Source organism: Microbispora sp. KK1-11 (assembly GCF_006874435.1).
GTDB classification, from domain to species: Bacteria; Actinomycetota; Actinomycetes; order Streptosporangiales; family Streptosporangiaceae; genus Microbispora; species Microbispora catharanthi.
The window spans coordinates 91,304-114,992 of record NZ_VIRJ01000020.1; the positions used below are offsets into that span (position 1 = coordinate 91,304).

Annotated in this window: 20 protein-coding genes; 10 read left to right on the forward strand and 10 right to left on the reverse strand. The window is 72.7% G+C overall.

Annotation, left to right across the window (positions count from 1 at the left end; translation table 11 throughout):
• The first annotated feature begins 25 nt into the window (after positions 1 to 25).
• Together FLW16_RS26175 and FLW16_RS26180 are read left to right on the forward strand one after the other, a co-directional pair.
• The gene (locus tag FLW16_RS26175) at positions 26 to 616 is read left to right on the forward strand and encodes a TetR/AcrR family transcriptional regulator (protein WP_260615589.1); all 591 of its coding nucleotides are present in this window, start codon (positions 26 to 28) and stop codon (positions 614 to 616) included.
• A 54-nt stretch (positions 617 to 670) separates the two neighbouring features.
• Positions 671 to 952, forward strand: a complete 282-nt coding sequence (locus FLW16_RS26180; protein ID WP_142562792.1) for a PIN domain-containing protein — start codon at positions 671 to 673, stop codon at positions 950 to 952.
• A gap of 43 nt (positions 953 to 995) precedes the next feature.
• On the opposite strand, the gene FLW16_RS26185 is transcribed toward FLW16_RS26180, so the two are convergent.
• Entirely contained in the window at positions 996 to 3,209 is a 2,214-nt protein-coding gene (locus tag FLW16_RS26185; RefSeq protein WP_142562793.1) for a thiamine pyrophosphate-dependent enzyme, read from the reverse strand.
• Positions 3,210 to 3,414: 205 nt separating this feature from the next.
• On the opposite strand from FLW16_RS26185, the gene FLW16_RS26190 reads away from it, so the two are divergent.
• Positions 3,415 to 4,749, forward strand: a complete 1,335-nt coding sequence (locus FLW16_RS26190) for a hypothetical protein (RefSeq protein ID WP_142562794.1) — start codon at positions 3,415 to 3,417, stop codon at positions 4,747 to 4,749.
• A 124-nt stretch (positions 4,750 to 4,873) separates the two neighbouring features.
• On the opposite strand, the gene FLW16_RS26195 is transcribed toward FLW16_RS26190, so the two are convergent.
• The 4 genes from FLW16_RS26195 to FLW16_RS26210 all read right to left on the reverse strand — a co-directional run bounded on the left by FLW16_RS26195 (position 4,874) and on the right by FLW16_RS26210 (position 8,436).
• Positions 4,874 to 5,728, reverse strand: a complete 855-nt coding sequence (locus FLW16_RS26195) for an ABC transporter permease (protein WP_142562795.1) — start codon at positions 5,726 to 5,728, stop codon at positions 4,874 to 4,876.
• 4 nt (positions 5,729 to 5,732) lie between these two features.
• Complete coding sequence (locus FLW16_RS26200; protein ID WP_142562796.1) at positions 5,733 to 6,710, reverse strand: ATP-binding cassette domain-containing protein; 978 nt, start codon at positions 6,708 to 6,710, stop codon at positions 5,733 to 5,735.
• Positions 6,707 to 7,264, reverse strand: coding sequence for a PadR family transcriptional regulator (locus FLW16_RS26205; RefSeq protein ID WP_142562797.1), 558 nt, complete (start codon positions 7,262 to 7,264; stop codon positions 6,707 to 6,709). Before FLW16_RS26205 ends, FLW16_RS26200 begins: the two co-directional genes overlap by 4 nt.
• Before the next feature lie 80 nt (positions 7,265 to 7,344).
• A complete protein-coding gene (locus FLW16_RS26210) occupies positions 7,345 to 8,436 on the reverse strand; it encodes a magnesium and cobalt transport protein CorA (RefSeq protein WP_260615591.1) in 1,092 nt (363 codons plus the stop codon).
• Between the two features lie 170 nt (positions 8,437 to 8,606).
• Here FLW16_RS26210 and FLW16_RS26215 point away from each other — a divergent pair, with 170 nt between their 5' ends.
• Positions 8,607 to 9,326 (forward strand): M50 family metallopeptidase, encoded by a 720-nt coding sequence (locus FLW16_RS26215; RefSeq protein WP_260615592.1) that lies wholly within the window; start codon positions 8,607 to 8,609, stop codon positions 9,324 to 9,326.
• A 41-nt stretch (positions 9,327 to 9,367) separates the two neighbouring features.
• Positions 9,368 to 9,688, forward strand: coding sequence for a MerR family DNA-binding transcriptional regulator (locus FLW16_RS45380; RefSeq protein WP_260615593.1), 321 nt, complete (start codon positions 9,368 to 9,370; stop codon positions 9,686 to 9,688).
• Between the two features lie 32 nt (positions 9,689 to 9,720).
• Here FLW16_RS45380 and FLW16_RS26225 read toward each other — a convergent pair whose 3' ends face one another.
• Together FLW16_RS26225 and FLW16_RS26230 are read right to left on the reverse strand one after the other, a co-directional pair.
• Positions 9,721 to 10,707 carry a threonine/serine dehydratase gene (locus FLW16_RS26225; RefSeq protein ID WP_142562799.1) on the reverse strand — a complete coding sequence of 329 codons (987 nt, stop codon included), beginning with the start codon at positions 10,705 to 10,707 and terminating at the stop codon, positions 9,721 to 9,723.
• Positions 10,708 to 10,755: 48 nt separating this feature from the next.
• Positions 10,756 to 11,538, reverse strand: a complete 783-nt coding sequence (locus FLW16_RS26230) for a GntR family transcriptional regulator (RefSeq protein ID WP_142562800.1) — start codon at positions 11,536 to 11,538, stop codon at positions 10,756 to 10,758.
• 77 nt (positions 11,539 to 11,615) lie between these two features.
• Between FLW16_RS26230 and FLW16_RS26235 the strand changes: the two genes are divergently transcribed.
• On the forward strand, positions 11,616 to 12,917 hold the full coding sequence (locus FLW16_RS26235) for a hydroxyacid-oxoacid transhydrogenase (RefSeq protein WP_260615594.1): 1,302 nt from the start codon (positions 11,616 to 11,618) through the stop codon (positions 12,915 to 12,917).
• Between the two features lie 112 nt (positions 12,918 to 13,029).
• Entirely contained in the window at positions 13,030 to 14,088 is a 1,059-nt protein-coding gene (locus FLW16_RS26240) for a hypothetical protein (RefSeq protein ID WP_142562802.1), read from the forward strand.
• Positions 14,089 to 14,215: 127 nt separating this feature from the next.
• On the opposite strand, the gene FLW16_RS26245 is transcribed toward FLW16_RS26240, so the two are convergent.
• The gene (locus FLW16_RS26245) at positions 14,216 to 17,899 is read right to left on the reverse strand and encodes an AAA family ATPase (protein ID WP_142562803.1); all 3,684 of its coding nucleotides are present in this window, start codon (positions 17,897 to 17,899) and stop codon (positions 14,216 to 14,218) included.
• A gap of 37 nt (positions 17,900 to 17,936) precedes the next feature.
• Positions 17,937 to 19,037, reverse strand: coding sequence for an exonuclease SbcCD subunit D (locus tag FLW16_RS26250; RefSeq protein WP_142562804.1), 1,101 nt, complete (start codon positions 19,035 to 19,037; stop codon positions 17,937 to 17,939).
• Positions 19,038 to 19,164: 127 nt separating this feature from the next.
• On the opposite strand from FLW16_RS26250, the gene FLW16_RS26255 reads away from it, so the two are divergent.
• Positions 19,165 to 20,670 (forward strand): S9 family peptidase, encoded by a 1,506-nt coding sequence (locus FLW16_RS26255; protein WP_142562805.1) that lies wholly within the window; start codon positions 19,165 to 19,167, stop codon positions 20,668 to 20,670.
• Positions 20,671 to 20,724: 54 nt separating this feature from the next.
• Here FLW16_RS26255 and FLW16_RS26260 read toward each other — a convergent pair whose 3' ends face one another.
• Positions 20,725 to 21,150 (reverse strand): MarR family transcriptional regulator, encoded by a 426-nt coding sequence (locus tag FLW16_RS26260; protein ID WP_142562806.1) that lies wholly within the window; start codon positions 21,148 to 21,150, stop codon positions 20,725 to 20,727.
• A gap of 129 nt (positions 21,151 to 21,279) precedes the next feature.
• On the opposite strand from FLW16_RS26260, the gene FLW16_RS26265 reads away from it, so the two are divergent.
• Together FLW16_RS26265 and FLW16_RS26270 are read left to right on the forward strand one after the other, a co-directional pair.
• A complete protein-coding gene (locus FLW16_RS26265; RefSeq protein ID WP_142562807.1) occupies positions 21,280 to 21,909 on the forward strand; it encodes a TetR family transcriptional regulator in 630 nt (209 codons plus the stop codon).
• A 168-nt stretch (positions 21,910 to 22,077) separates the two neighbouring features.
• Entirely contained in the window at positions 22,078 to 23,613 is a 1,536-nt protein-coding gene (locus FLW16_RS26270; protein WP_142562808.1) for an LCP family protein, read from the forward strand.
• Positions 23,614 to 23,689: the final 76 nt, after the last annotated feature.

Here is a 23,689-nt window from a genome sequence, read left to right on the forward strand (position 1 = left end):
AACAGACTCCGTCTACCATGGTGCCGTGAAGACCGGGAGGACCGTGAAGACCCCTACCCGCAATCGGCGGGCCGAGATCCTCGCAGCGGCCGCGGACCTCTTCGCGGCGCGCGGCTTCCACGGCGTGTCCATCGAGGACATCGGCGCGGCCGTGGGCGTGTCGGGGCCGGCGCTGTATCGGCACTTCAGCGGCAAGGAGGCCCTGCTCACGGAGATGCTGCTGGACATCAGCGAGAGGCTGCGCGAGCAGGGGGCACGGCTGGCCACCACCGCCGATCCCGACACCGCGGAGGCGGCGCTCGACGCGCTGCTGTCCGGGCACATCGAGTTCGCGCTGACTCACCCCGCCCTCATCCGCGTCCACGAGCGCGAGCTGGACAACGTGCCGGAGCAGGCCCGCCGGGCCATCCGGCGTCTTCAGCGGCTGTACGTCGAGGAATGGGTGACGGTGCTGTCCGAGCTGCACCCCGCGTGCCCGCCCGCGCGGCTGCGCGCCGCCACGCACGCGGTCTTCGGCCTGCTCAACTCCACTCCACGCAGCGCCGGGGAGCTCTCCCCCGAGTCCATGGCCGACCTGCTCACCGCCATGGCCCGCGCCGCGCTGGCGCGGCTCTGAATCCCCTCGCCGCCGGGCTCGCGTAATCCTTGCGGAGGGCTATGGTCACGAAGCGTGATCGTTGTCGACACCGGTCCGATCGTGGCCGCCACCTTCCTGGACGACAAGAACCACGAGCGTTGCGTACAGGAGTTCGTGCGGCTTAAAAAGGCGAACCGCCCGCTGCTGGTTCCCAGCTTCGTCGCCGCCGAGAGCTGCTACATGCTCGGCAGACTGGGCGGGCCAAAGACCGTGGCGGAGCGGACGCGGGTCGCCGAGGTGATGACCGTCGACGCACGGGACTTCTCGGTGGTCCGTCCCATCCACACTCCCGCATTCACCCTGCTTCCGGCGTAGGTCCGGGCCGTACGCCGCATCGCGATTCTGACCGCCTGACCGGTCAGGCGAGCAGCTTGCGGGCGGCGCGTTCGATGTCGGACTCCGACAGCAGCACGGTGTCGGCGGCCGGGCCGAGCGGCACGAAGCTGTCCTGTGAGGTCACCCGGGCGATCGGGCCGCGGAAGCCGTTGTCGACGAGTGCCGCGATCACGCTCTCGGAGACGCCGCCGCTGCGGCGGGTCTCGTCGGCGATCAGCACGCGCCCGGTCAGTTCGGCCGCGCGCATGAGGTCGTCGACCGGCAACGGCGACAGCCACCGCAGATCGAGCACCCGGCAGCTCATGTCCTCCGCCGTGAGCTTGACCGCCGCCCGGAGACTCATCCGCAGGCCGTTGCCGTACGTGACGATGGTCAGGTCGCGGCCGTCCCCGTAGGAGCGGGCGCGGCCGACCGGGACGTGCGTCTCGGCCCAGCGCGCCGGCGGCGCGTACGGCGCGAGCCAGCCGTCGTCGCCCTCCTCGAAGAGGTCACGCGTGTGGTACAGCGCGATGGGTTCGAGGAACACACAGACGCTGCCGTCCGTGCGGGCGGCGGCCAGGCAGGTGCGCAGCATCGCGGCGGCGTCGTCGGGCCGGGCCGGCGACGCGACGATCACGCCGGGAATATCGCGCAATGCGGCAATTGAGTTGTCGTTATGGAAATGTCCCCCAAAGCCCTTTTGGTAGGCATATGAGGCGACTCGTACGACCAAAGGATTGCGATACGCGCCCTGCGAGAAGAACTGCATGGTCGACGCCTCGCCGCGAATCTGATCAAGCGCGTTGTGCAGGTAGGCCAGGTATTGGATCTCCGGCACCGGCAGCAGCCCCGACACCCCGGCCCCGAGCGCGAGGCCGAGGATCGCCTGCTCGTCCAGGAGCATGTCGAAGACCCGCTCGGCCCCGAACCTGCGCAGCAGCCCCCGCGTCACGCCGTACACCCCGCCCTTGCGGGCCACGTCCTCGCCGAACACCAGGACCCCGGGGTCCAGCGCCATCGCGTCGGCCAGCGCCCGGTTGACGGCCTGGGCGACCGTCAGCCTGCCCTCCTGCTCCGGCAGGGCGGCGAAGGCGCGCTCGCGCGCCTCGGCGGGCGCGGACCGCAGGGCCTCGGCGGCCACCGTCTCGGGGCGGCGCGGCGCGAGCGGGGCGATCACCTCAGCCGCCGTCGCGAGCCGGGGCCGCCGGGCGCACTCCGACGCCAGCTTCAGCACGTGGTCGCGCTCGGTCTCGTAGCGTGCGAGCAGCTCGTCGGGCGCGGCCAGGCCCGCCTCCACGAGCAGCCTCGCCGTACGGACGAGGGGGTCGCGGTCCAGGTCGGCGGCGATCTCCCGGCGGGTGCGGTAGCCGATCTCCACGTCGGACCCCGCGTGGCCCATCAGGCGGACGGTGCGCAGGTGCAGGAAGGCCGGGGCGCGGTTGGCGCGCACGTGCTCGACGGCGCGCAGCGCCACGTCGTAGGTCTCGGCCAGGTCGCCGCCGTCGGCCTGGAAGTACTCCAGCAGGGGGTGTCTTGCCTGCGCGATCCAGTCCGGCGGCGTCTTCACGCTGATGCCGAGGCCGTTGTCCTCGCACACGAAGAGCACCGGGATCTGCAGCCCGCGGAATCGGCCGTACGCGGCGGTGTTCAGCCCGGTCAGCGCGGAGGCGTGGTTCATCGACGCGTCGCCGAAGCTGCAGACGGCGACGGCGTCCCCGGGCCAGGGCGAGGGAAGCCCGAGCATGCGCGCCCGCTCGATCGCGAAGCCGACGCCGACGGCGCGCGGCAGGTGACTGGCGATCGTGGAGGTCTGCGGGATGACGGCGAGGCCGGGGTGGCCGAACACCTTGTGCCGGCCGCCCGCGATCGGCTCCTCGGCCGACGCCGCGATCCCCAGCAGCACGTCGCGCAGCCCCTCCTCGGCCAGCCGCCCCGCCTGAGCCGAACGGGCCAGGTAGAAGGCGCCGGACCGGTAGTGCAGGAGCGCGGGGTCGTCCACGCGGAGCGCGGCCGCCACGGCGGCGTTGCCCTCGTGCCCCGACGACCCGATCGTGTAGAAGCCCTCGTCGCGCTCACGCATGAGGCGGGCGGCGACGTCGAGAAGCCGGCTGCCGAGCTGCACGGCGAACAGTTCACGGCACCGCCTCCCCGTCAGGCCCGTGCCCGGCCGCACCGGCAGGTCCGGATCCCGGGAGGGTCCGGGGGTCAGCGCCCCGACGGCCTCGGCGAAATGCGTCTCCACAGCGTCCCGCACCACACGGCCGATTATGTCGCACGATGCACGCTCCGTCCCGCACAGCGACAACTCCGTACACCAGCGGTTATGGATCATGCTTTTTGACACGAATCGATGACGATAAGTCAGAGCGTTAAACCGTCACCGGCATTCGCCCGTCTACTCGTAATGAATGACGTGGCACCCTCAGGCCGCGTTCAACCACCGGGAAGGATGGTTCACCGGAATGTTGAAACGCATTCATGCCGCGATCGCGGCAGTGGCTCTGGGAGGGGCGGCCCTCGTCGCGCTCCCCGCCACCGCCGGCGCGGCGACGGCAGCGGGTCCCGGCGACCTGACCGTCTCCCCCAGTCCCGTCGTCGTCGCCGGCGGCGCGGGCACGACGGCGACCTTCACCTACAAGGCGTCCGAGGAGGGCGCGGCGAGGCTGGTCGACCGTGACGGCCGCACCGTCGCGCTGGATCCCGGCCCCGCGGGCTCCGGCGCCTACACGGCCAAGTACGGCTTCACCTTCAGGGACGAGCCGGGCGCCTGGAAGCTGGAGGTGCGGGCCGACGGCGGCACCGCGAGCAAGGAGTTCCAGGTCCACTGGACCACCGACCTCGACTTCGACGCGGCGCCGGACGTCGTCGACCGGGGCGACGGGATCAGGCTGACCGGCACGCTGACCTACCGGGACGGCGACGGCCGGCAGGCGTACGACGGGCAGCGGGTGTACATCGCCTTCAAGCCGGTCGGCGGCTCCTACAGCCGGGTCGGCTCGGTGACGACCGACCGGCACGGCCGCTTCTCCGTCGACCGCAGGGCGGACAGGAGCGGCTGGTGGCGCGCCGAGTTCGAGGGCGCGTCCGATGCCGAGCCCGCGACGAGCGACAGCGACCGGGTCGACGTCAGGGCCCAGGCCAGCCGCACCCGGATCACCGGATTCGACGCCTCCCCCGAGCCCGTCGACGCCGGTGACGCCCTGCGCCTGCGCGGCCGGCTGGAGATCTCCGGCTTCGCCGGCTGGAGCGGCTACCCGGGCCGGCAGGTGAAGATCCTGTTCAAGCCGGCCGGCGGTTATCGCTGGCAGTACGTCACCTCCGACTGGACCGACTCCTACGGCCGCTTCTCGGCGGACGTCACGGCCAGGACCTCCGGCTGGTGGCGGGCCGAGTTCGAGGGCACCGGCGGAGCGGGCTACTCGGCGAGCGCGACCGACTACGTGACGGTCCGCGTGCCCCGGCCGACGCCTCCGCCCACGCCCAAGGCCGACACCCGGGTCGTCCAGTTCAACGCCGCGCCGGAGCCGGTCAGGTATCACCGGTACCTCACCTTCCGGGGCAAGCTCCAGGCCTGGGACGACGGCTGGGAGGGCTACGGCCACCAGAGGGTGAGCGTGTGGTTCAAGAAGGCCGGCGGCTCCTGGCACTACGTCAAGACGCTGTGGACGAACAGCACCGGCAAGTTCTGGGGCAAGACCAAGGCGTCGGCGTCCGGCTACTGGAAGGTCGTCTTCGCGGGTAACGGCGAGGCCGATCGCTCCACCAGCCGGAGCGACTGGGTGCGCGTGAAGCGCTAGAGGATCGCTGGAGAATCACTGAGCCGGCCCGGGGCGTGCCGCACGCCCCGGGCCGGTTCACGTCCGCGGTCGTCCGCCGGCCGCCGGCGTCTCGGCGATCGCGGTTCGCCGTGCACCGCGCTTTTCAGTCCGTACGCCGGAACTGGAGGACGGCCACGCCGAGCAGGGCGGCGCCGATGGCGGCGACCAGGCCGAGTTCGAGCGGCACCGGCAGCCTGTGGCCGAACCAGCTCACTCCGGGGTTGAGCATCGCGTCCACCTGTGGCGGCACGTCGAGGTGGCCGAAGACCGCCCGGCGCATCGGGTCCACCGCGTACGTCAACGGGTTGACCGTGGTCAGCACGTGCAGCCACGACGGCAGGTTGGCCAGCGGGAACATCGCGCCCGACAGGAACATCATCGGCATGATCGCCATCTGCATCACGCCGAAGAAGCTCTGCATGTTGCGCATCCTGGCGGCCAGCGTCACGCCGAACGCCGTGATCGTGAAGGCGGCCAGGAACATCTCGCCGAGCAGCGTGAGGATCAGCACCGGCGAGTACGGCACGCCGACCAGCCCCGCGAGAGCGACGATGATCACACCCTGCAGGCAGGCGACGACGGCGCCTCCGAGGCACTTGCCGATCACGATCGCGCCCCGGCTCACCGGCGCGACCAGCATCTCGCGCAGGAAGCCGAACTCGCGGTCCCAGACGATCGAGCCGGCCGAGAACATCGCCGTCATGATCACCGTCATCGAGATCATGCCGGGGTACATGAACGTGCGGAAGTCGACGCCCGGGATCGACCCGCGCACGAGCGTGCCGAGCCCGGTGCCCATCACGAACAGCCACAGCACGGGCTGGACCAGCGAGGAGACGATCCTGGTGCGGTCGTTCGCGAACCGCAGCATCTCCCGGTGCAGGACCACCTTGATCGCGCGCAGGTCGTGGCCGCCGCTCGCGCGCGGCACGCTGACCCGGACCACGTCGGTCGTCATCGGCTCACCTTCCCCGCATGGCTCTCGCCCGCATCCACTGGTTGCCCGTGCCCGACGACTCGGCGTCGCGGATCGTGGAGCCGGTGTAGGACATGAAGACGTCGTCGAGCGACGGGCGCGACACGCTCACCGACCGGATCGGCACGCCGAGGCCGGCGAACAGCCGGGGCACGAACTCCTCCCCTGCCGCCACGGCGAACGTCACCTGGCCCTCGCGCACGGCGGCGTCGACGCCGAACCTCTCCTTGAGCAACCCGATGGCCCGCTCGTCGTCGCCGGTCTGGATCTGCACCCGGTCCTCGCCGACGCTCGCCTTCAGCGCCTCCGGCGAGTCGATCACGACGATCTCGCCGTGGTCGATGATCGCGATGCGGTCGCAGTACTCGGCCTCGTCCATGTAGTGCGTCGTCATGAAGATCGTGATGTCCTCGCTGTGACGCAGCTTGTTGATGTACCCCCAGATGGCCGAGCGCGTCTGCGGGTCCAGACCCACCGTGGGCTCGTCCAAGAACAGCACGCGGGGCGAGTGCAGCAGGCCGCGGGCGATCTCCAGTCGGCGCTTCATGCCGCCGGAGAACGTCATGACCTTGCTGTCCTTACGGTCCCACAGCCCGACCATCTCCAGCACCTGGCGCATCCGGTCGCCGAGCACCTCCTTCGGCACGCCGTACAGCTCGGCGTGGAAGCGCAGGTTCTGCTCGGCGGTGAGGTAGCCGTCCAGGGTCGGGTCCTGAAAGACCAGGCCGATGTTGCGGCGCACCTCGTCGCGCTGCTTCACCACGTCGTACCCCGCGACGCGCGCCGTGCCGCCCGTCGGGGTGACCAGCGTGCACAGCATGCTGATCGTGGTGGTCTTCCCCGCGCCGTTCGGCCCGAGGAAACCGAACACCTCGCCGGGCGCCACCTCGAAGGCGACGCCCTTGACGGCCTCGACCTCGCCGTAGTTCTTGCGCAGCCCGCGCACCTCCACCGCGACGTTCACGTGTCCTCCGCGAGGATCCGGAACATCGCCTGCCTGGCGCTCTTGAGCAGCTTCTTGGTCTCGGCGACCTGGCGGTCGTCCGCGACATGGGTGAGGTGGACGAACGCCTCGCTCAGCTGCCCCCACAGCATCCGCAGCTCGTGCCGGTCCTCCGGCAGGCTGCGGCACACGTCGGCCCACGGCTCGGCCCGTTCGTCGGCCTGCCGCCGTCCCTCCTCCGTGAGCCGGTACGTACGGCTGCCGCCGGCCTCCACCCCATTGACCAGCCCCTCGTCCTCCATCTGCTGGAGGGCGGGGTAGACGGAGCCGGGACTGGGCCGCCACACTCCCCCGCTGCGCCGCGCGATCTCCTCGATCATCTGGTAGCCGTTGCGCGGCTCCTCCGTCAGCAGGCGCAGCAGGGCCGCACGGACGTCGCCCCGCCGTACGCGCGGGCCCAGCGCGGGCGGCACACCGAGCGGGGGCCCGGGCGGAACCGGCGGGAGCGGGAGATCGAGGTGGGGCGGCGGAGGCGGCGCGAACGGGGGCGCCGGAGGCCACATCTCGTCGTGCATCCGATCCTCCAACTATCGAGATACGTAAACGATATATCTAGATAGTTGGCACGACAAGGCCGCGCCCGGCCCCAGGGGGCTCAGAGCCAGTCGCGGCGCTTGAAGACCAGGTAGAGCGTGAGACAGACGACGCCCATGAGCATGATCGCCACGGGGTATCCGAGCACCCAGTGCAGCTCGGGCATGTGGTCGAAGTTCATCCCGTAGATCGTGCCGACCAGCGTCGGCGCGAACAGGATGGCCGCCCACGCCGAGATCTTCTTGACCTCGTCGCCCTGGGCGATGCTCGCGGCCGTGAGCTTGGTCATCTCCTCGTTCTGCTGCTGGCTGACGAGTGTGGAGTTGACGACGAGGATGTCCTGGAGCATCTGCCGGAAGCCCGCCACGCGCTCGGTGACCGTGATGGCGTGGTCGGACACGTCGCGCAGGTAACGCTGCAGCTCCTCGTTCACGCCGTATTTGGGCGAGCCCGCGATGAAGCCGTCGAGCATCGGGACCAGCGGGCTGGTCGCCCGCTGGAACTCGATGACCTCCCGCGACAGGCTGTAGATGCGCCGGGGCGCGGCGGGGTCGCCGCCGAAGACCTGCACCTCGATCTCGTCGATGTCGTTCTGCAGCCCGGCGACCACCGGCGCGTAGCCGTCCACCACCGCGTCGAGGATCGCGTACAGCACGGCCTGCGGCCCCTGGCGGAGCAGGTCGGGGTCCGACTCCATGCGCCGGCGCACCTTGGACAGGTCGGGCGCCTCGCTGTGCCGCACGGTCAGCACGAAGTCGGGGCCGACGAAGACGTGCAGCTCGCCGAAGGCGACCTTCTCGGGTTTGTCGAGGTACTGCGCCGCCCGCAGCACGACGAACAGCGTGTCGCCGTACCGATCGGCCTTGGGCCGCTGGTGGGCGACGATGGCGTCCTCGATGGCGAGCTCGTGCAGGCCGAACTCCTCGGCCGCCTTGATCAGCTCGGCCTCCTCGGGCCGGTAGAGGCCGATCCACGCCATCGCGTTGGGCCGCGAGCGCAGCGAGGCGATCGCGTCGCCCAGCGACAGCGGCGAGTCCACGCGCTCGCCGTCCACGTACACCGCGTTGTCGATCACGCTCTGCCTGAACGTCTCCCCCTCGTCCGAGCGGGGGTCCATGGAGTGCTCGGGAGCCTGCTCCGGTTTCGCCCTCATCAGCCCACTCAATCCACTCAATCCACGCAGTCCACGCATACGCCGCTCAGCCACACGTAGAAGGTAACCGCCATCGTCCCGCTTACTCCGCCGGATCGTACGGACCGGGGACGGAAGCAGAGGGAGCACAGGGAGCACGGGCCGGTGCGGCGGGCCGTACGATCTCGGGGGTGAACCCCCTGAAGCCCCTGTGGAACCACCTGACCGCCACCCAGATCGCGCCTCCGCTCTGGCTGGTCGTCCTGTCCGGGTTCGCCGCTCTCGCCGTCGTCGCCTACCCGGCGTCGTGGCACATCTCCCGCGGCCTGATCACGATCGCGCACGAGGGGGGCCACGCGCTGATCGCGGTGCTGACCCGGCGCAAGCTGCGCGGCATCCGCCTCCACTCGGACACGTCGGGCGTGACGCTCACCAGGGGCAGGCCGACGGGGCCCGGCATGATCGCCACAGCGGCGGCGGGATACGTCGCGCCCTCGCTGATCGGGCTCGGATCGGCCTGGCTGGTCTCCGGCGGGCGGATCACGATGCTGCTGTGGGCCGTGCTCGCGCTGCTGACGTGCATGCTGCTGATGATCAGGAACTTCTTCGGCGCCGTCTCGCTGCTCGCCGTGGGCGGCGCGGTCTTCGCGCTGTCGTGGTTCGCCCCGCCCCACGTCCAGTCGGCCTGCGCGTACGCCGCCGCGTGGTTCCTGCTGCTCGGCGGTGTGCGGCCGATCCTGGAGCTGCAGACCAAGCGCCGCCTCGGCCGCGCCCCGGACTCCGACGCCGACCAGCTCGCCCGGCTGACCCGCGTGCCCGGCACGCTCTGGGTGCTGCTGTTCCTGCTCGTCTCCGCCGCCGCGCTCGTCTACGGCGGCTATCTCCTCACCGCCCGCTGGCTGCCTCTGTGAGCCGTTGCCCTTGACGCGACGTCAACGTCCCTACTGAGGGCATGCGGATCGGAGAACTCGCCGCGCTGGCCGGGGTGTCCACCCGTACCGTGCGGCACTATCACCACCTGGGCGTGCTGCCCGAGCCGCCGGTTCGCTACGACGAGAAGAGACTCGTGCGCCTCGCGGTCTCGTCCCAGACGAACATCGTGGTCGAGCTGCGCGAACCCATCGAGGCGCCCCGCCCGCGCCGCCCTTGGACGACGGCCGCACCCTCGGCGGCGGCCGTACGGCGGGTGCGGTTCTTCGCCGACGACCCGGCGGCGGCGCTGCGGGCCCTCGCCGCGCTCACCACGACGACCACGGGCGAGCACACCCCCTGACCTGTCGCCGGCGAGACACCCCCGGTCTCTGCTCACGATGATGCGGCCGGTTCCGCCTCACCGGCCGCGAGGACGGACGCGAGCGCGGCGGCGGTGATGTTGCGGCCCGAGACCACCGCCACGACCCGGCCGTGCGCGGCGACCTTTCCGGCGAGCAGGGCGGCGACCGGCACCGCTCCCGCGCCCTCGGCCACGTATCCACGCTCGGCGGCCAGGTAGCGCAACGCGGCGCGGATCTCGTCCTCGGTCACCGTGACCAGTTGATGCGCATATCGCGCGACAAGGCCGACGGTGACCGATCCGGGCTCGATGTTCCCGGCCAGGCCGTCGGCGAGGGTCGGGCCGACCTCGACGGGCACGCGACGGCCCGCGGCGACCGCCGTGGACACGGCGGTGGAGGCCGCGGCCTCCACGCCGACGACGCGTACGTCCGCGCGGCCCGCGGCCCACAGCGCCAGCCCGGAGGCGAGCCCTCCGCCCCCGATCGCGCACACCACGGTCAGCGGCCCGTCGAGCTGCTCGTCCAGCTCGGCTCCGATCGTGCCCTGACCCGCGATGACGTACGGATCGTTGTAGGCCGATATGTAGCACCACCCCGACGCCTCGGCGAGCGCGAGTGCGTGTTCCTCCGCCTCGTCGAAGCTCTCGCCGGCGCGCACCAGGTCGACGTCCAGGCGGCGCAGCCGGTCCGTCTTCGCCGCCGAGGCGGTCCTCGGGACCACCACCGTGGCCTTGCCGCCGAGCGCGTTCGCGGCGAAGGCGACGCCCAGCCCGTGGTTGCCGGCCGACGCCGTCACCACACGCGGCGCGGGTGCGGCGGCCACGGCGTTGAGCGCGCCGCGGACCTTGAACGACCCCGTGGGCTGCAGGCTCTCCAGCTTCAGCGCGGGATCATCGGGCGTGCCGGCGCCCGGGTCCACCGGTGTGGGGCGCAGGTGGGCCCGCACCACCCGCCTGGCGTTCTCCACGTCGTCGCGCCGGGGAATGACGACGGTTCGTGCCGTTCGGTTCTCATCCATGCTCCGATCATGTGCGCGGTCACTCGTCGTCGCAGCCCGCCCGGTCCTTTACATTGTAGATTCGTCCGTTGCGTCGTGGATGAGGGCGATGTCGGCGGGGTCGGCGGGCCGGCCGTTCTCGGCGGCGGCCTGGGCCACGAGGAGCTCGCCGGTGTGGGCCACGTGGCCGCGCATCGCCGCGGCGGCGGCCTCCGGGTCGCCCCCCAGGACGGCGGCGAGGATCGGCTCGTGCTCCGCGGCGACGTCCGCCAGCGAGCGGGAGCGGTCCACGGTGGAGGCGCCCAGCGTCGCCGTGGCGTCTCTGAGCCCGGCGACGACCTCGGCGAGGCGCCGGTTGGCCCCCGCGGCGAGGATCGCGTCGTGGAACGCCCGGTCGTGCCGCATGAACCGCGGCTCGTCGTGGTCGGCCGCCGCGGCGCGCATGGCTTCCAGCTCCTCGCGCAGCGCGCGGGCGAGGCCTGGACCGGCATGGCGGGCCGCCCGTCTGGTCGCCGGCACCTCGAGCAGCAGCCGCAGGTGGAACACCTCTGCGATCTCCCTGGGGTCGCGGCGCAGCACCCGGAAGCCCCGGCTCCGCTCGAACCGCACCAGGCCGGCCTCCGCCAGCCTGAGCATCGCCTCGCGTACGGGGGTGCGGGAGACGTTGAGCTGCTCGGCCAGCCGGTACACCGAATAGAGCTCTCCCGGCCGCAGCTCCCCCGTGTGGATGGCCTCCCTGACCGCCTCGATGACCTGCTCGGTGAGACTGGACGTGCCGGCGACCGCTCGCACCGTCTGACCACCCTCCGGAATGGGCTCGCCCGCGTACGGCGGCGCATTGACATGCAGCATGCTACATGCCAGGTTGCCCATCGGGTGTGCCGCGCGCCGCGCGGGCATCCCCGGCCTGTGCCCTCATGACCCCGCGAGTGAAAGGCCCAGCGATCGTGATCGTGCCGAGCGACCCCGAGTCCGTCTTCACGTACGGCGCGCCCGCCCTGAAGTTCGGCCCCGGCGCGTCCGCCGAGATCGGCTTCGACCTCGGGCAGTACGGCGTGCGCCGCGTGCTGGTGGTGACCGACGCGGGCGTGGCGGCGACGGGCGCCCCGGCGCGGATCGCCGAACAGATCTCCAGGTTCGGCATGCACGCGGAGGTGTACGACGGCGTGCACGTCGAGCCCACCGACGAGAGCCTGCTCGCGGCGATCGGGCACGCCCGCGCGAGCGGCCCGTGGGACGCCTTCGTCGCCGTCGGCGGCGGGTCGAGCATCGACACGGCCAAGGCCGTCAACCTGCTGACGACGAATCCGGGCGAGCTGACGGACTACCTCAACGCGCCGATCGGCGCCGGGCGCGCCCCCTCCCGGCCGCTCAAGCCGCTGGTCGCGGTGCCCACGACCACGGGCACCGGCTCGGAGAGCACCACGATCTGCGTGCTCGACGTGCTCGGCCTGAAGGTCAAGACGGGGATCAGCCACGCCCGCCTCCGTCCCGTGCTGGCCGTCGTGGACCCGGACCTCACCATGACGCAACCGCCCGAGGTGACCGCCGCGGCGGGGATGGACATCCTCTGTCACGCCCTGGAGAGCTACACCGCCCGGCCGTACACCTCCTACGAGCGCAGGCGGCCGGAGGAGCGCGTGCCGTACTGCGGGTCGAACCCGGTGGCGGACATGTGGTCGGAGCAGGCGATCCGGCTGCTCGCGGGTTCGTTCCGCACCGCCGTACGGCACGGCGACGACGCGGAGGCGAGGGGCGCGATGGCGCTGGCGGCGACGTTCGCGGGGCTCGGGTTCGGCAACGCGGGCGTGCACATCCCGCACGCCAACGCCTATCCGATCGCGGGCCGGGTGAAGGACTTCCACCCCCATGGCTATCCCGGCGGCGAGCCGATGGTGCCGCACGGCATGGCCGTGGCGCTGACCGCGCCGGAGGCGTTCCGGTTCACCTTCGAGGCGGACCCGGCGCGGCACCTGCGCGTGGCCGAACTGCTCGATCCGGCGGCGGCCGTGCCGGACGAGCCGGCGGAGTTCCTGCCCGGCGTGCTGACCGCGCTCATGCGCGACGTCGGCATCCCGAACGGCATCGGCGGCGTGGGATACGCGGAGGCCGACGTGCCGGCGCTGGTGGAGGGGGCGATGAAGCAGCAGCGGCTGCTCACCACCTCCCCCAGGCCCGTGCGGGAGGAGGACCTCGCCGGCATCCTGACCCGTTCGCTCGCCCTTTGGTGAGCGGGGCGCGCGTCCATCCGGTCGAGGCGCGACGTGAGAATCCTTCACGGTTGACCCCTCTGACCTGCGCATAGACCATGAGGGCCCATAGGACCACGCAAGGCGGTGCCTTATGTCCGAACAGCCCCTTAAATCCCTGCCGGGCCGGGTCCGGTTTCCCGAAGGCCGCATGATCAAGGGCCAGTCGCTGTCGGGCGCGCCCGTCGAGCTGACGGTGTCGGAGATCATCGTTGTGGACAAGCCGAAACCGGGCTGCGTACGGACGGTCAAGCACGGAAAGGACTGGGCGGCGGCGGGAACCACGGTCCAGCTCGCCGACGAGGACCTCGTCGCGCTGCTCGCAGAGGGCGTTCCCGAGCCCATGGTCGCCGAGAGCGAGACGATGGCCGGCGCCTTCCTGCCGCTGACGAACAGGCCCTTCTCCGGGACGCCGCTCCCCTCCGACGTCAACCAGGGGCTGGTCGGCGACTGCCGGGTCATCTCCGCCCTGCAGGCGATCGCCGTCGCCCAGCCGGCTCTGCTGACCTCGGCGCTCTCCGGCGGCCCCGACACGTACGAGGTCGCGCTGAAGCGCGCTCCCGCTCCCGACAGGGCGCCGGCGTCGAGCCAGAGACCGGAGGTGTTCCGGGTCTCCGGCGCCCTGCCGGTGAACAGGTTGTCGAAGGAACCCGAGCTGCTGTACTGCCTGCGGGGCAACGACACGAAGGACACCTCGTTCCCCGTCTGGCCCGCGATCTTCGAGAAGGCCTTCGCTGTCATGTGGGGCGGTTACGGGAGGCTCGCCGGAGCCCTGGAGGAACCGGTGATGCTGGCCCTGGGCCTCGTCTCGCCCATGTCCGGCAAGATCCAGCTGCTGAACAACGCGAAGCCGGATCGTGCGGCGTGGCGGGAGAAGATGACGCGCTTCCACGCCGAGAACATGCCGATGACGACCACGATCCAGGAAAAGAGGCACAACTACGCCGTCATCCGCGTCAGCGAGGACGGCGTCGTCGTCAGCGATCCCAACACCCGCCGCACCGGTGACTTCCTCGCCCGATGGGCCGAGCCCCGCCACGTCTCGACCGCCCCGGGCTTCGTCGCCGACAGCGAGGTCTGGCCCCTGTTCTTCCCCTGGGACACGTTCTTCGACAAGTTCATGTGGGTGTACGCCTACAGCCTCCGCACCTGACGTACGTTCCGTCCGCGGGCGCCCCGGGACGTCCTCGCCGGGGGGAACGGCGAGGGCGCCGGAAGCCGCCTGAACGGCGGGGCTCCGGCGACCGGGGACTTCGGCGGCGGGGCTCGGGCGGCGGGGCTCAGCGGTGCGACAGGGTGGAGCCGGAACGGCCCTTGACCACGCGGAGCTGGGCGGGGATGCGCACCCGAAGCTCGGCGACGTGGCTGACCACGCCGACGGCCCTGCCGCCCTCGCGCAGGCCGTCGAGGATGTCGAGCACGTCGTCGAGCGTCTCGTCGTCGAGGGTGCCGAAGCCCTCGTCCACGAAGAGGCTGCCGATCTCCGCGCCGCCCGCCTCGGCGGTCACCACATCGGCCAGGCCCAGCGCCAGGGCGAGCGAGGTGATGAAGCTCTCGCCGCCGGACAGCGTGGCCGGGTCGCGTTCCACGCCGGTCCAGGCGTCGAGCACCCGCAGGCCCAGCCCGCCGCCCGACCGGCCCCGGTCGCCCGCGGACCGGTTCAGGTCGTGCCGCAGCAGGTAGCGCCCGCTCGACATGCGGTCGAGGCGCTCGTTCGCCGCATCGACGACCTGGCGGAGGCGCTCGCCCAGCACGTACGCCGACAGCCTCATGTGCCACCGGTTGTCGCCGGACGTGCCGGTCGCCAGCTCGGCGAGCCGCCGCGCCAGGCGGTGCCGTTCCTCCGCGGGCCGGTAGGCGCGCAGCGCCGCGTCCAGTTCGCCGGCGAGCCCCGTGAGCTGGTCGAGCCTGCCCTTCGCCCGGTCGCGCGCCGACGTGCGGGCGGTGTGGTCCCGCTCGGTCCGCTCGTGGCAGGCTTCCAGCTCCGGCAGGTCCGCGGCGGGCTCGGCCGCCGCCGCGACAAGTTCGGGATCGGCGAGCAACCCCTCGACCGTGGCCCGCTCGGCGTCCAGGTGTCCCAGCCGCTCGGACATCGCCTCCCGGTCCTCCGGGGTGCGCACGGCGGCCGCCGCGTGCTCCACGCTCGCGAACCCCTCCCCGCCGGCGGCCCTGGCCGCCTCGGCCAGCGCCGCCTCGCTCTCGCGGTCGGCGGCGGCGGCCGATGCCGCCGCCTCGGCCGCCTCCGTGAGCAGGTCCGCCTCCTCGCCCAGCCGGTCGAGGCGGGCGGCGAGCGAGGGGTCCTCGCCCCGGGCTGCGTCGATCACCTCGGCCAGCCTGCGCTCGTCGGCCTCCAGCCCGTCCCTGTGCGCGCGTGCCTCGGCGAGCGCCGCACCGGTGCGCGCGGCCCGCGCACCCAGCTCCTCCAGCTCGGCGGCGAGCCGGGCGGCGCGGGCGGTCAGTTCCTCCTCTGCCATAGCCAGGGACCGGGCGCGTTCCAGATCCGCCTCCGCCGTCGCGAGGTCGCCCTCCAGACCGGCGGCGAGCCGCTCCCCCTCCGCGAGCAGGGCGTCTCGCCTGGTCCTGGTCTCGGTCAGCAGCCCGGTCAGCTCCGCGGCCCGCTCGCGGGCCGTCTCCAGCTCCGCCGCGAGCCGCCCGGCCTCCGCCTCGGCCGCCGCGACCGCCGTCTCGGCAGCGCGCAGCCGCGCCAGCTCCTCGCGGGCGTCCGCGAGGGCGGCGGACGCGTCCTCCTGGGACAGGTCGGCGGCGCGCGCCGCCGCGTCGCCGAGCCGCGACGAGAGGGCGGCGACGCGCGTCTCCGCCTCCTCGCGGGCCCGCTGCGCGGCCTCGAACGCCTCCTGCGCCGCCTGCTCGTCGTCCGCCGTCGCGGCCCGTCCGGCGGGCGCGGCGGGACGGGGGTGTTCGACGGCGCCGCAGACAGCGCAGGGCGCCCCGGCCACGAGCCCGGCCGCCAGTTCGGCGGCCATTCCGTCGATCCTGGCCTGGCGGACCTCCTGGAGCCGGTCGCGACGCTCCTGGGCCAGGTCGACGGCCTCGCGCCGGTCGTGCTCGGCCTGCTCCAGATCGGCGGTCAGGGCGTCGCGCAACCGCGCGGCGTCCAGCCGCTCCCCCGCCATATGAGCCACGGCCTCCAGAGCGGGGACGCGCGCGGCCATGTCCCGCAAGCCCCTGAGCCGCTCTTCGGCGCCGGCCAGCAGCTCCGGCAGCTCGGCCTGCGCGGCCAGCGCCCGTGCCTCGTCCTCGGCGAGCCGCGCCAGCTCGGCGTCCAGCAGCGCGGCCTGCCCGGTGACCTCCCGCAGCCGGAGCGCGGTGTCCCTGGCGGCCGTCAGGCCCGGCAGGCTCGCCGCCGCCGTACGTGCCCGGGCGAGCCGTTCCTCGGCGTCGAGCCGCTCGGCGGGCAGGGCCGTCAGCCGCCGCGTCAGCTCCGCCTCCTCCTCGGTCAGCGCCGCCAGCCCGCGCTCGGCGTCCGCGCGCTCGCTTCGCACCTGCCGCAGCCGCGCCTCCTCAGGGAGGATCTGGCGCACCCGGGCGACCTCGTCGCGCCGCTCCCGCTCCAGCACGGCCAGCCGCTCCGTGCCGATCCGCTCCGTGCCGATCCGCTCCGTGCCGATCCGCTCCGTGCCGATCCGCTCCGTGCCGATCCGCTCCGTGCCGATCCGCTCCGTGCCGATCCGCTCCGTGCCGATCCGCTCCGGGTCCATCCCCTCCGGGTCCGGCCCCTGGGGGCCGGGCCGGGCGACGACGCTCTCGGCCCCCGGCCACAAGTCACCCAGCCACAAGTCACCCCGCGACATGTCGCCCGGCCGCGCGACACCCGGCCGCGCGACCTCCGGCCATTCCGCGCCCGGCCGCGCGCCCGGCCGCTCCACGCCCGGATCCCCGTGGGGCCCCAGCCCGAGGCCGGGAAGCGCGCGGAGCAGGGAGTCGGCTGCCACCCGCCGCGCCTTGGCGGCGGCCTCCGCTCGCTGGGCGGCCTGCCGGATCAGCGGCGCCACCCGATCGGCCCGGGCGGCCTCGTCCAGCATCGCCTCCAGGTCCGACCGCTCGTCCGCCGCCGCGTCGAGCTCCTGCCGGCGGGCGAGGGCGGCGGCGTGCCTGCGCTGCCGGTCGGCCAGGGCCCTGCCCTCCTCCAGACGGGCGCGGGCCGACAGCAGCGCCTCCTGGCTCGCCGCGCGGGCCGCGACCGCGTCGGCGAGCGCGCCGCGGGCGAGGTCGAGCGCCTCCCCCGCCCAGGCCGCGGGGTCTTCGGCGTCCTCGGGCAGCGGCAGGTCGTCGCCCGCCGCGCCGCGCATGCGGTCGAGCACCGACTCGACCCGCTGGCCCAGCTCCTGCGCCTCCCGCCCCGTGCGCGTGCGGTGGTCGGCCAGCCACCGCTCCACGTCGCTGAACACCCGTACGGAGAACAGCCGCTCCAGCAGCTCCCGCCGCTCCTCGCCGCCGGCCCGCAGGAACTTCGCGAACTCGCCCTGCGGCAGCATCGCGACCTGGCAGAACTGTGCCGCGGTCATGCCCGTCAGCGTGTTCACGAAGTCGCCGGCCTCGTCGCTGCGGGTGCTGCGCACGATCCACTGCCCGCCGGGCTCGGTCAGCTCCTCGACCCGGGCCTTGGCCTTCTCCTCGACCAGGCCGGAGCCCCGCAGCTTCGGCCGCATCCAGGCGGGCGACCGGGTGATGCGCAGGCGCCTGCCCCGGATCGTCAGCTCCAGCGTGACCGAAGGCCCGCGGTCGGGCGGCGCGTGGTCGCAGCGCAGGCTCCTGGCACTCTCCCGCTGGCCGGGCACCCTGCCGTACAGGGCGTAGCAGACGGCGTCGAGCACGGTCGTCTTGCCGGCGCCGGTCGGTCCGTGGATCAGGAACAGGCCCGCCTCGCCGAGCGCGTCGAAGTCGACCTCCTCCGTCCCGGGAAACGACCCGAACGCGACCAGGCGCAGCCGATGCAGCCTCACCGGACCTCCTCACTCGTCCACGGGCCGGGCGGGCGGCTCACGCGTTCTCCTTGATGCGGCACGCCTCGACCGCCTCCTGCAGCAGGTGCCGTTCGTCGTCGTCCGCGGGTTCACCGCGGACCTCGCGGACGAAGTCGAGCGCCACCTCGATCTCGGCCCGGCCGGCGATCCTCGCCCGGCCCGCCGGTCCCTCCGCCACGCCGTCCGGCGCGAAGGCGAGCGCCAGCGTGTGCGGGAAGCGCCGGCGCAGGCGCTCCATCGCCTCGCGCGGCCGCACCGGGTCGGTCAGCGTCACCTGCAGCCAGTGGTCCTCGTACCGCTCGAAGCGGCCGTCGGTCAGCAGGTCGTCGATGCGGCCCTTCACCGTGCTCACCGGCCGGGGCACGGGGGCGGGGACGAACTCCGTCCGGCCCGTGCCGAGGTCGGCCAGCCAGGAGCCCTTGGTGTGGCCGGCCTCGGAGAAGGAGTAGGCGATCGGCGAGCCGCTGTAGCGGACCGTCTCGCTCATCACCTGACGGCCGTGCAGGTGCCCCAGCGCCACGTAGTCGACCCCGGAGAACGCGCTCAACGGCACGTGCGAGACCCCGCCGACGCTGATGTCCCGCTCGCTGTCGCTGGCCTCTCCCCCGGTGACGAACGCGTGGGCGAGCACGACCCTGCGCGCCGCCGGATGCGCCCGCACACGGTCCATCGCGTACGTGACGGCGGCGGTGTGGCTGCGCTCGGCCAGCTCCCACGGCCCCCTGACCAGCTCGGGCTCGAGGTAGGGGATGCCGAAGAACGCCACCTCGCCGATCATGATCGGTTCCCAGGCCCTGCCGGGGTCGGTGCGCAGGTGCACCCGCTCCATGAGGTCGGCGCCGAAGCCCAGCCGTACGGCGGAGTCGTGGTTGCCGCTGATCAGCACGGTGTGCACGCCGAGGGCCTTGAGCCTGGCCAGCGCCTCGTTGCACAGCGCGACCGCGTCGACGGGAGGCAGGGCCCGGTCGTAGACGTCGCCGGAGACCACCACGACGTCGACCCGCTCGGCCCGCACGGTCTCGACCAGGTGGTCGACGAACGCGGCCTGGGCGCCGAGCAGGCTCTCGCGGTGGAAGGACCGGCCGAGATGCCAGTCGGAGCTGTGCAGGACACGCATGTCGCAGGAAGCTAACAGGTCCCGCCGACAAACGCGGCCCCAATCGCCCCTCTGGTGCATGCCGCAAAGGAGGAGTAATGACTTAGCCTGGGTTCCGTATCGCGAGTACGCATGGGGGAGCGGCCTCATGAACGTCGGCCGGGGCACTCTCGGGGTGATCGCCGGTGTGCTGATGGTGGTGCTCGCCGCCGTCGGCCACGTGCTCTCCCCGCCGGCCTTCGATCCCCCGCCTCTGTCCACTTCGCCCCAGTTTCGCGATCTACCTCCCCAGCCTGCCGCCGAAGCGCGGCCGGTCGCCCGCACCGATCGGTTCCGTACCGAGACGCTGCTCGTGCCGGCGAAGAACGAGACGCTGAAGGCGACGATCAGGGCGCCCCTGTCCCCGGGACGCCACCCCGCGATGGTGTTCGTGCAGGGCTCGGGGTCGGGCGACGGCGGGGAGTTCACCCAGCAGGCCGAGTGGCTGGCCCGGGCGGGCATCGTGACGCTGGCGTACGACAAGCGGACGGTGGGCTACTCATTCCGCAGCCGCGACTTCGGCCTGCTCGCGGACGACGCCCTGCGCATGCTGCGGGTGCTGCGCGGGCGGTCCGACGTCGACCCGGCGCGAGCCGGCCTGTGGGGCGTCAGCGAGGGCGGCTGGGTCGTCCCGATCGCCGCCGAGCGTGATCCGCAGGCCGCGTTCGTGGTCCTGGTCTCCTCTCCGAACGTCTCACCGCTGCGCCAGGTCGCCTGGGCGCTGAACGAGCAGCTGCTACGCCTGCACGCCCCGACCGGCGTACGCGACCTGCTCACCCGGGCGATGGGCGGGGTCGGCTTCGACTTCCTGCGTTACGACGGGGTGCCCGCCCTGCGCGGGATCACCCAGCCCGTCCTGGCGCTGTACGGCACCGACGACCCGTCCATCCCGTTCGTGGAGAGCACCGAGACGCTCACCGGCGCCCTGGCCAAGAGCGGCAACACCGACTACACGATCCGCTTCCTCGCCGGGGCCGACCACGCCATGCGGATCCGCGGCGGGGCGTACGCGGCGGACTACCTGCCCACGCTGGCCAACTGGATGAAGGACCTGCCGCGTACGGCCAGGCCCTCGGTGGCGATCGCGGGGGCGACGCCTGTGCAGCGCTTCGAGGCGGCCGACGTGCCGGCCGCGCCGTGGTGGGGGGACAGCACGATCCTGTGGCTCGCGCTCTGCCTGGCCGCAGTGGGGTACGTCGCGGCGCCGGTCACCGAGATGGTCGTCCGGCTGCGCGGGCGCGACCTGCGGCTGCAGGCCAGGATGGAGGCCACGGTGCAGCTGTGGCCGGCCATCCGGCGGCGGCTGCGCCGGATGGCCTGGACCGGCCTCGGGGAGCTCGCCGCCGTCCTGGCGTTCATCACGCTCATCGTGTTGTTCTCGGTCAACCAGGCCGGCGCCTGGCCCGCCGTGCAGGCCGGGTGGCTGGTCGTGCGCCTGCTCGCCCTCCTGATGCTCGTGCAGACGGTCACGACGTTCGCGGCGGTGATCGGCGGCCTGCGGGACGGCTGGGAGCCGACGCCCTGGCAGAGGAGCGTGCTCGCCGGCGTGCTCGGCGGGACCGCGCTGCTGCTGCTGACCGCCGCCTACTACGGCCTGTTCGCCTTCCCCTGGTAGCCGCTCCGGGTTCGGGCGGCGACCTCGCGAGGACGTCCGGCCCAAGAGTGGGCATCAGCCGAGTTCCTCGGCCATCCGGGCCGTGATGGTGGTCAGCACGCGCGCCGCGACAGCCAGGTCCGCGGCCGGAACCGAACCGTAGGCACGGCCGAGGATCTCGCCGGACTCGGCGCGCACCTTCGCCACCAGCGCACGGCCGGCGTCGGTGACCTCGACCTGGTCACCGGGCGTTTCCCGCACCAGGCCGGTGCCGGCCAGGGCCGCGAGCGCGGTGTCGACGTCGGCGGGCCGCCACAGGGTCAGCTGGGCGACGTGGGCGACGTGCGCGGCCCGCTCGACCGTGCCGCCGGCGGCCAGGGCCTGGTTCAGAGTGATCCACTGCTTCTCGTCGACGGTCGTGCCCGACAGTGCGCGGGTCAGGACCGCCGTGTGGTGCTTCTCGGCCTGGCCGACGATCGCGGGGTTCAGAGTGGTGGTCATGTCGATCTCCTTGCTTGATGCGGCGCCCGATGTTCAGATTCTGACACTCAGTCTCAATAATGCACAAGTGCCACTAGCGACTGAATCTCTTAAGAGATTCAGGATCGGATTGGGAGTAGGATTCCGGGTATGACCGCCGACGACCGCTCGCTGCCGCTACGTGAACGCAAGCGGCTGCGTACCCGACGCGCCATCGCCGACATCGCACTGCGCCTGTTCACGGAGAAGGGCTTCGACGCCACCACGGTGGAGGAACTGGTCGACGAGGCGGAGGTCTCACGCAGCACGTTCTTCCGCGCGTTCGCGACGAAAGAAGCGGCGGCCGTGGAGGCCGAGACCGAAGTGTGGACGACCTATCTGGGAGAGCTCGCGGACCGCCGGCCGTCCGGCGCGGTGCTCGCCGAACTGTGCGACACCCTCGCCCGCACCGCCGGGGTCCTGCCGCCCGACTGGGACCATCGCTACATCGCCACCCGGCGCCTGATCCTCACCACCCCCGCCCTCCTGGGCCATGTGGAGTACCAGCGCACCGGGGTGGAGAGGCAGGTCGTCGCCTGTCTGGCGGAAAAGCTCGGCCTCGACCCCGATGACCTGCGGTTGCGCATCCTGGCCGAGCTGGCGACCACCGCTTGGAGCGTCGCCGCCCGCGACTGGGTCCACGACGGCGGCGACGGCGGCCGCAAGGCGCTCACCGACCGGCTGCGCAACGCCTTCGCGACCATCCCCGACGCCCTGAACCTCTCCACGGGCGCATCATGACCCGCGACCCGGATCCGGCCGGCCGCACAGCCCCGCCACCGGCCGTTCGATCGCCGCTCGGGACCCGGTTCCCACGATAGGGGCGAGTCCTGGTCAAATCCGGGTACGGACTTCCCCTGCTCGGGCCGGTCACGGGCTTTCCGCGGCCGGTGTCGCTTCAATTGACGCGTGGTCACCCCTGATCTGGCGCCGCGGAACGGCGCCCCGCCGGCGACGCGTCGCAGCGGGCCGGTGTTCACAGCCGCCGCGCTCATCGGCTGGGTGGCGCTGTCGGCGGTGCTGCCCGGCGCGGCCCACCTGCGAGCGGGCCGGTGGCGCACCGGGCTGCTCCTGCTGGGCGGCTACCTGACCGTGGTCGTCGCCGCCGCGTGCGTGGCCGTCGGCGCGGACGCGGGCCTCGCCGGGCGCGCGCTGGGCTGGCTGGGCCAGATCTCACTGGTGTTCGCGGCCTGTGCCGTCGCCTGGTTCTGGCTGGTCGTCCGTTCGTACGTCGTCCTGCGGCCCGGGCGGCTGCCCCGCAGGGGACAGATCCTCACCGGGCTGGTCGCGGGCGTGCTCGCGGTCGTCGTCGCGGTGCCGTTCGCGATCGCCGCCCGGTATGTCCGTGTGTCCGAGCAGACCCTCGACTCGCTGTTCGCCACGCCGGACGGGACCGCCCAGGTCGGCGGCGCCGTACGCCGGGACGACCCGTGGGCGGGCCGCGACCGGGTCAACGTGCTCCTGCTCGGCGGCGACTGGGGCGACAACCGGATCGGGATGCGCACCGACAGCATCAACGTCGCCAGCGTGGACGTGCGGACCGGCAACACCGTGCTGCTCGGCCTGCCGCGCAACCTGGAGCACGTCCGCTTCCCCCCGGGCAGCGCCATGGCCGCCCGGTTCCCCTTCGGTTTCCAGCTTCCGGAGTATCGCCCCGGCTGGCGCGAGGACCTGCTGTTCTCGGTGTGGCAGTACGCCGACGACCACCCCGAGCTGTTCGGCGGGCGGCGGCACATGGGCGCCGAGGTACTCAAGGAGACGGTCGGCCACATCCTGGGCCTGCGGATCGACTGGTACGCCCTGGTCAACATCTGGGGCTTCGCGAAGATGATCGACGCCCTCGGCGGGCTCGTGGTGGCGGTGGACCGCGACGTCGTGTACGGCCTGCACAACGAGGGCACCGTCAGAGCGGGCACCCGGCGGCTGAACGGCACCGAGGCGCTGTGGTACGCCCGCTCCCGCACCTTCAGCGACGACTTCGACCGGATGCATCGGCAGCGCTGCGTCCTCGGGGCCCTGCTCTCCCAGGCCGACCCGGCCACGGTGCTGACGCGGTTCACCGAGATCGCGGCGGCCACGCGCAGGATAATCAGCACCGACGTGCCCCGGCCCATGCTGGAGCACCTGGTGCCGCTCGCCTGGAAGGTGAAGCACGCCGCGATCACCAGCCTGCAGTTCGTGCCGCCCCTGATCAACACCGCCTATCCCGACTGGGACCGGATCCGGCTGCTCACGGCCAGGGCGATCCGCGCCTCGGTCCACGCCCAGACCGGCCCTTCCGCCGCGCCGTCCGGCTCCTCGCCCGCGCCCTCGCCCGCTCTGGGGCGGCATCGGCACCGGCACTCCCTGCCGCCGCCCTCCCCCACGCCCGTGCTCTCGCCGCCGGGGACGCCCAGCCCGATCGACGACGGCTGCGGGGCGCCGCACACGGCGATGGCGCGCTGAGCCCGTCTCCTGTCGTCCGCGCCGGTGACCCTACGAGGGCGGCAGGCTGAGACAAGCGGACGCGGGGCTCTCACCC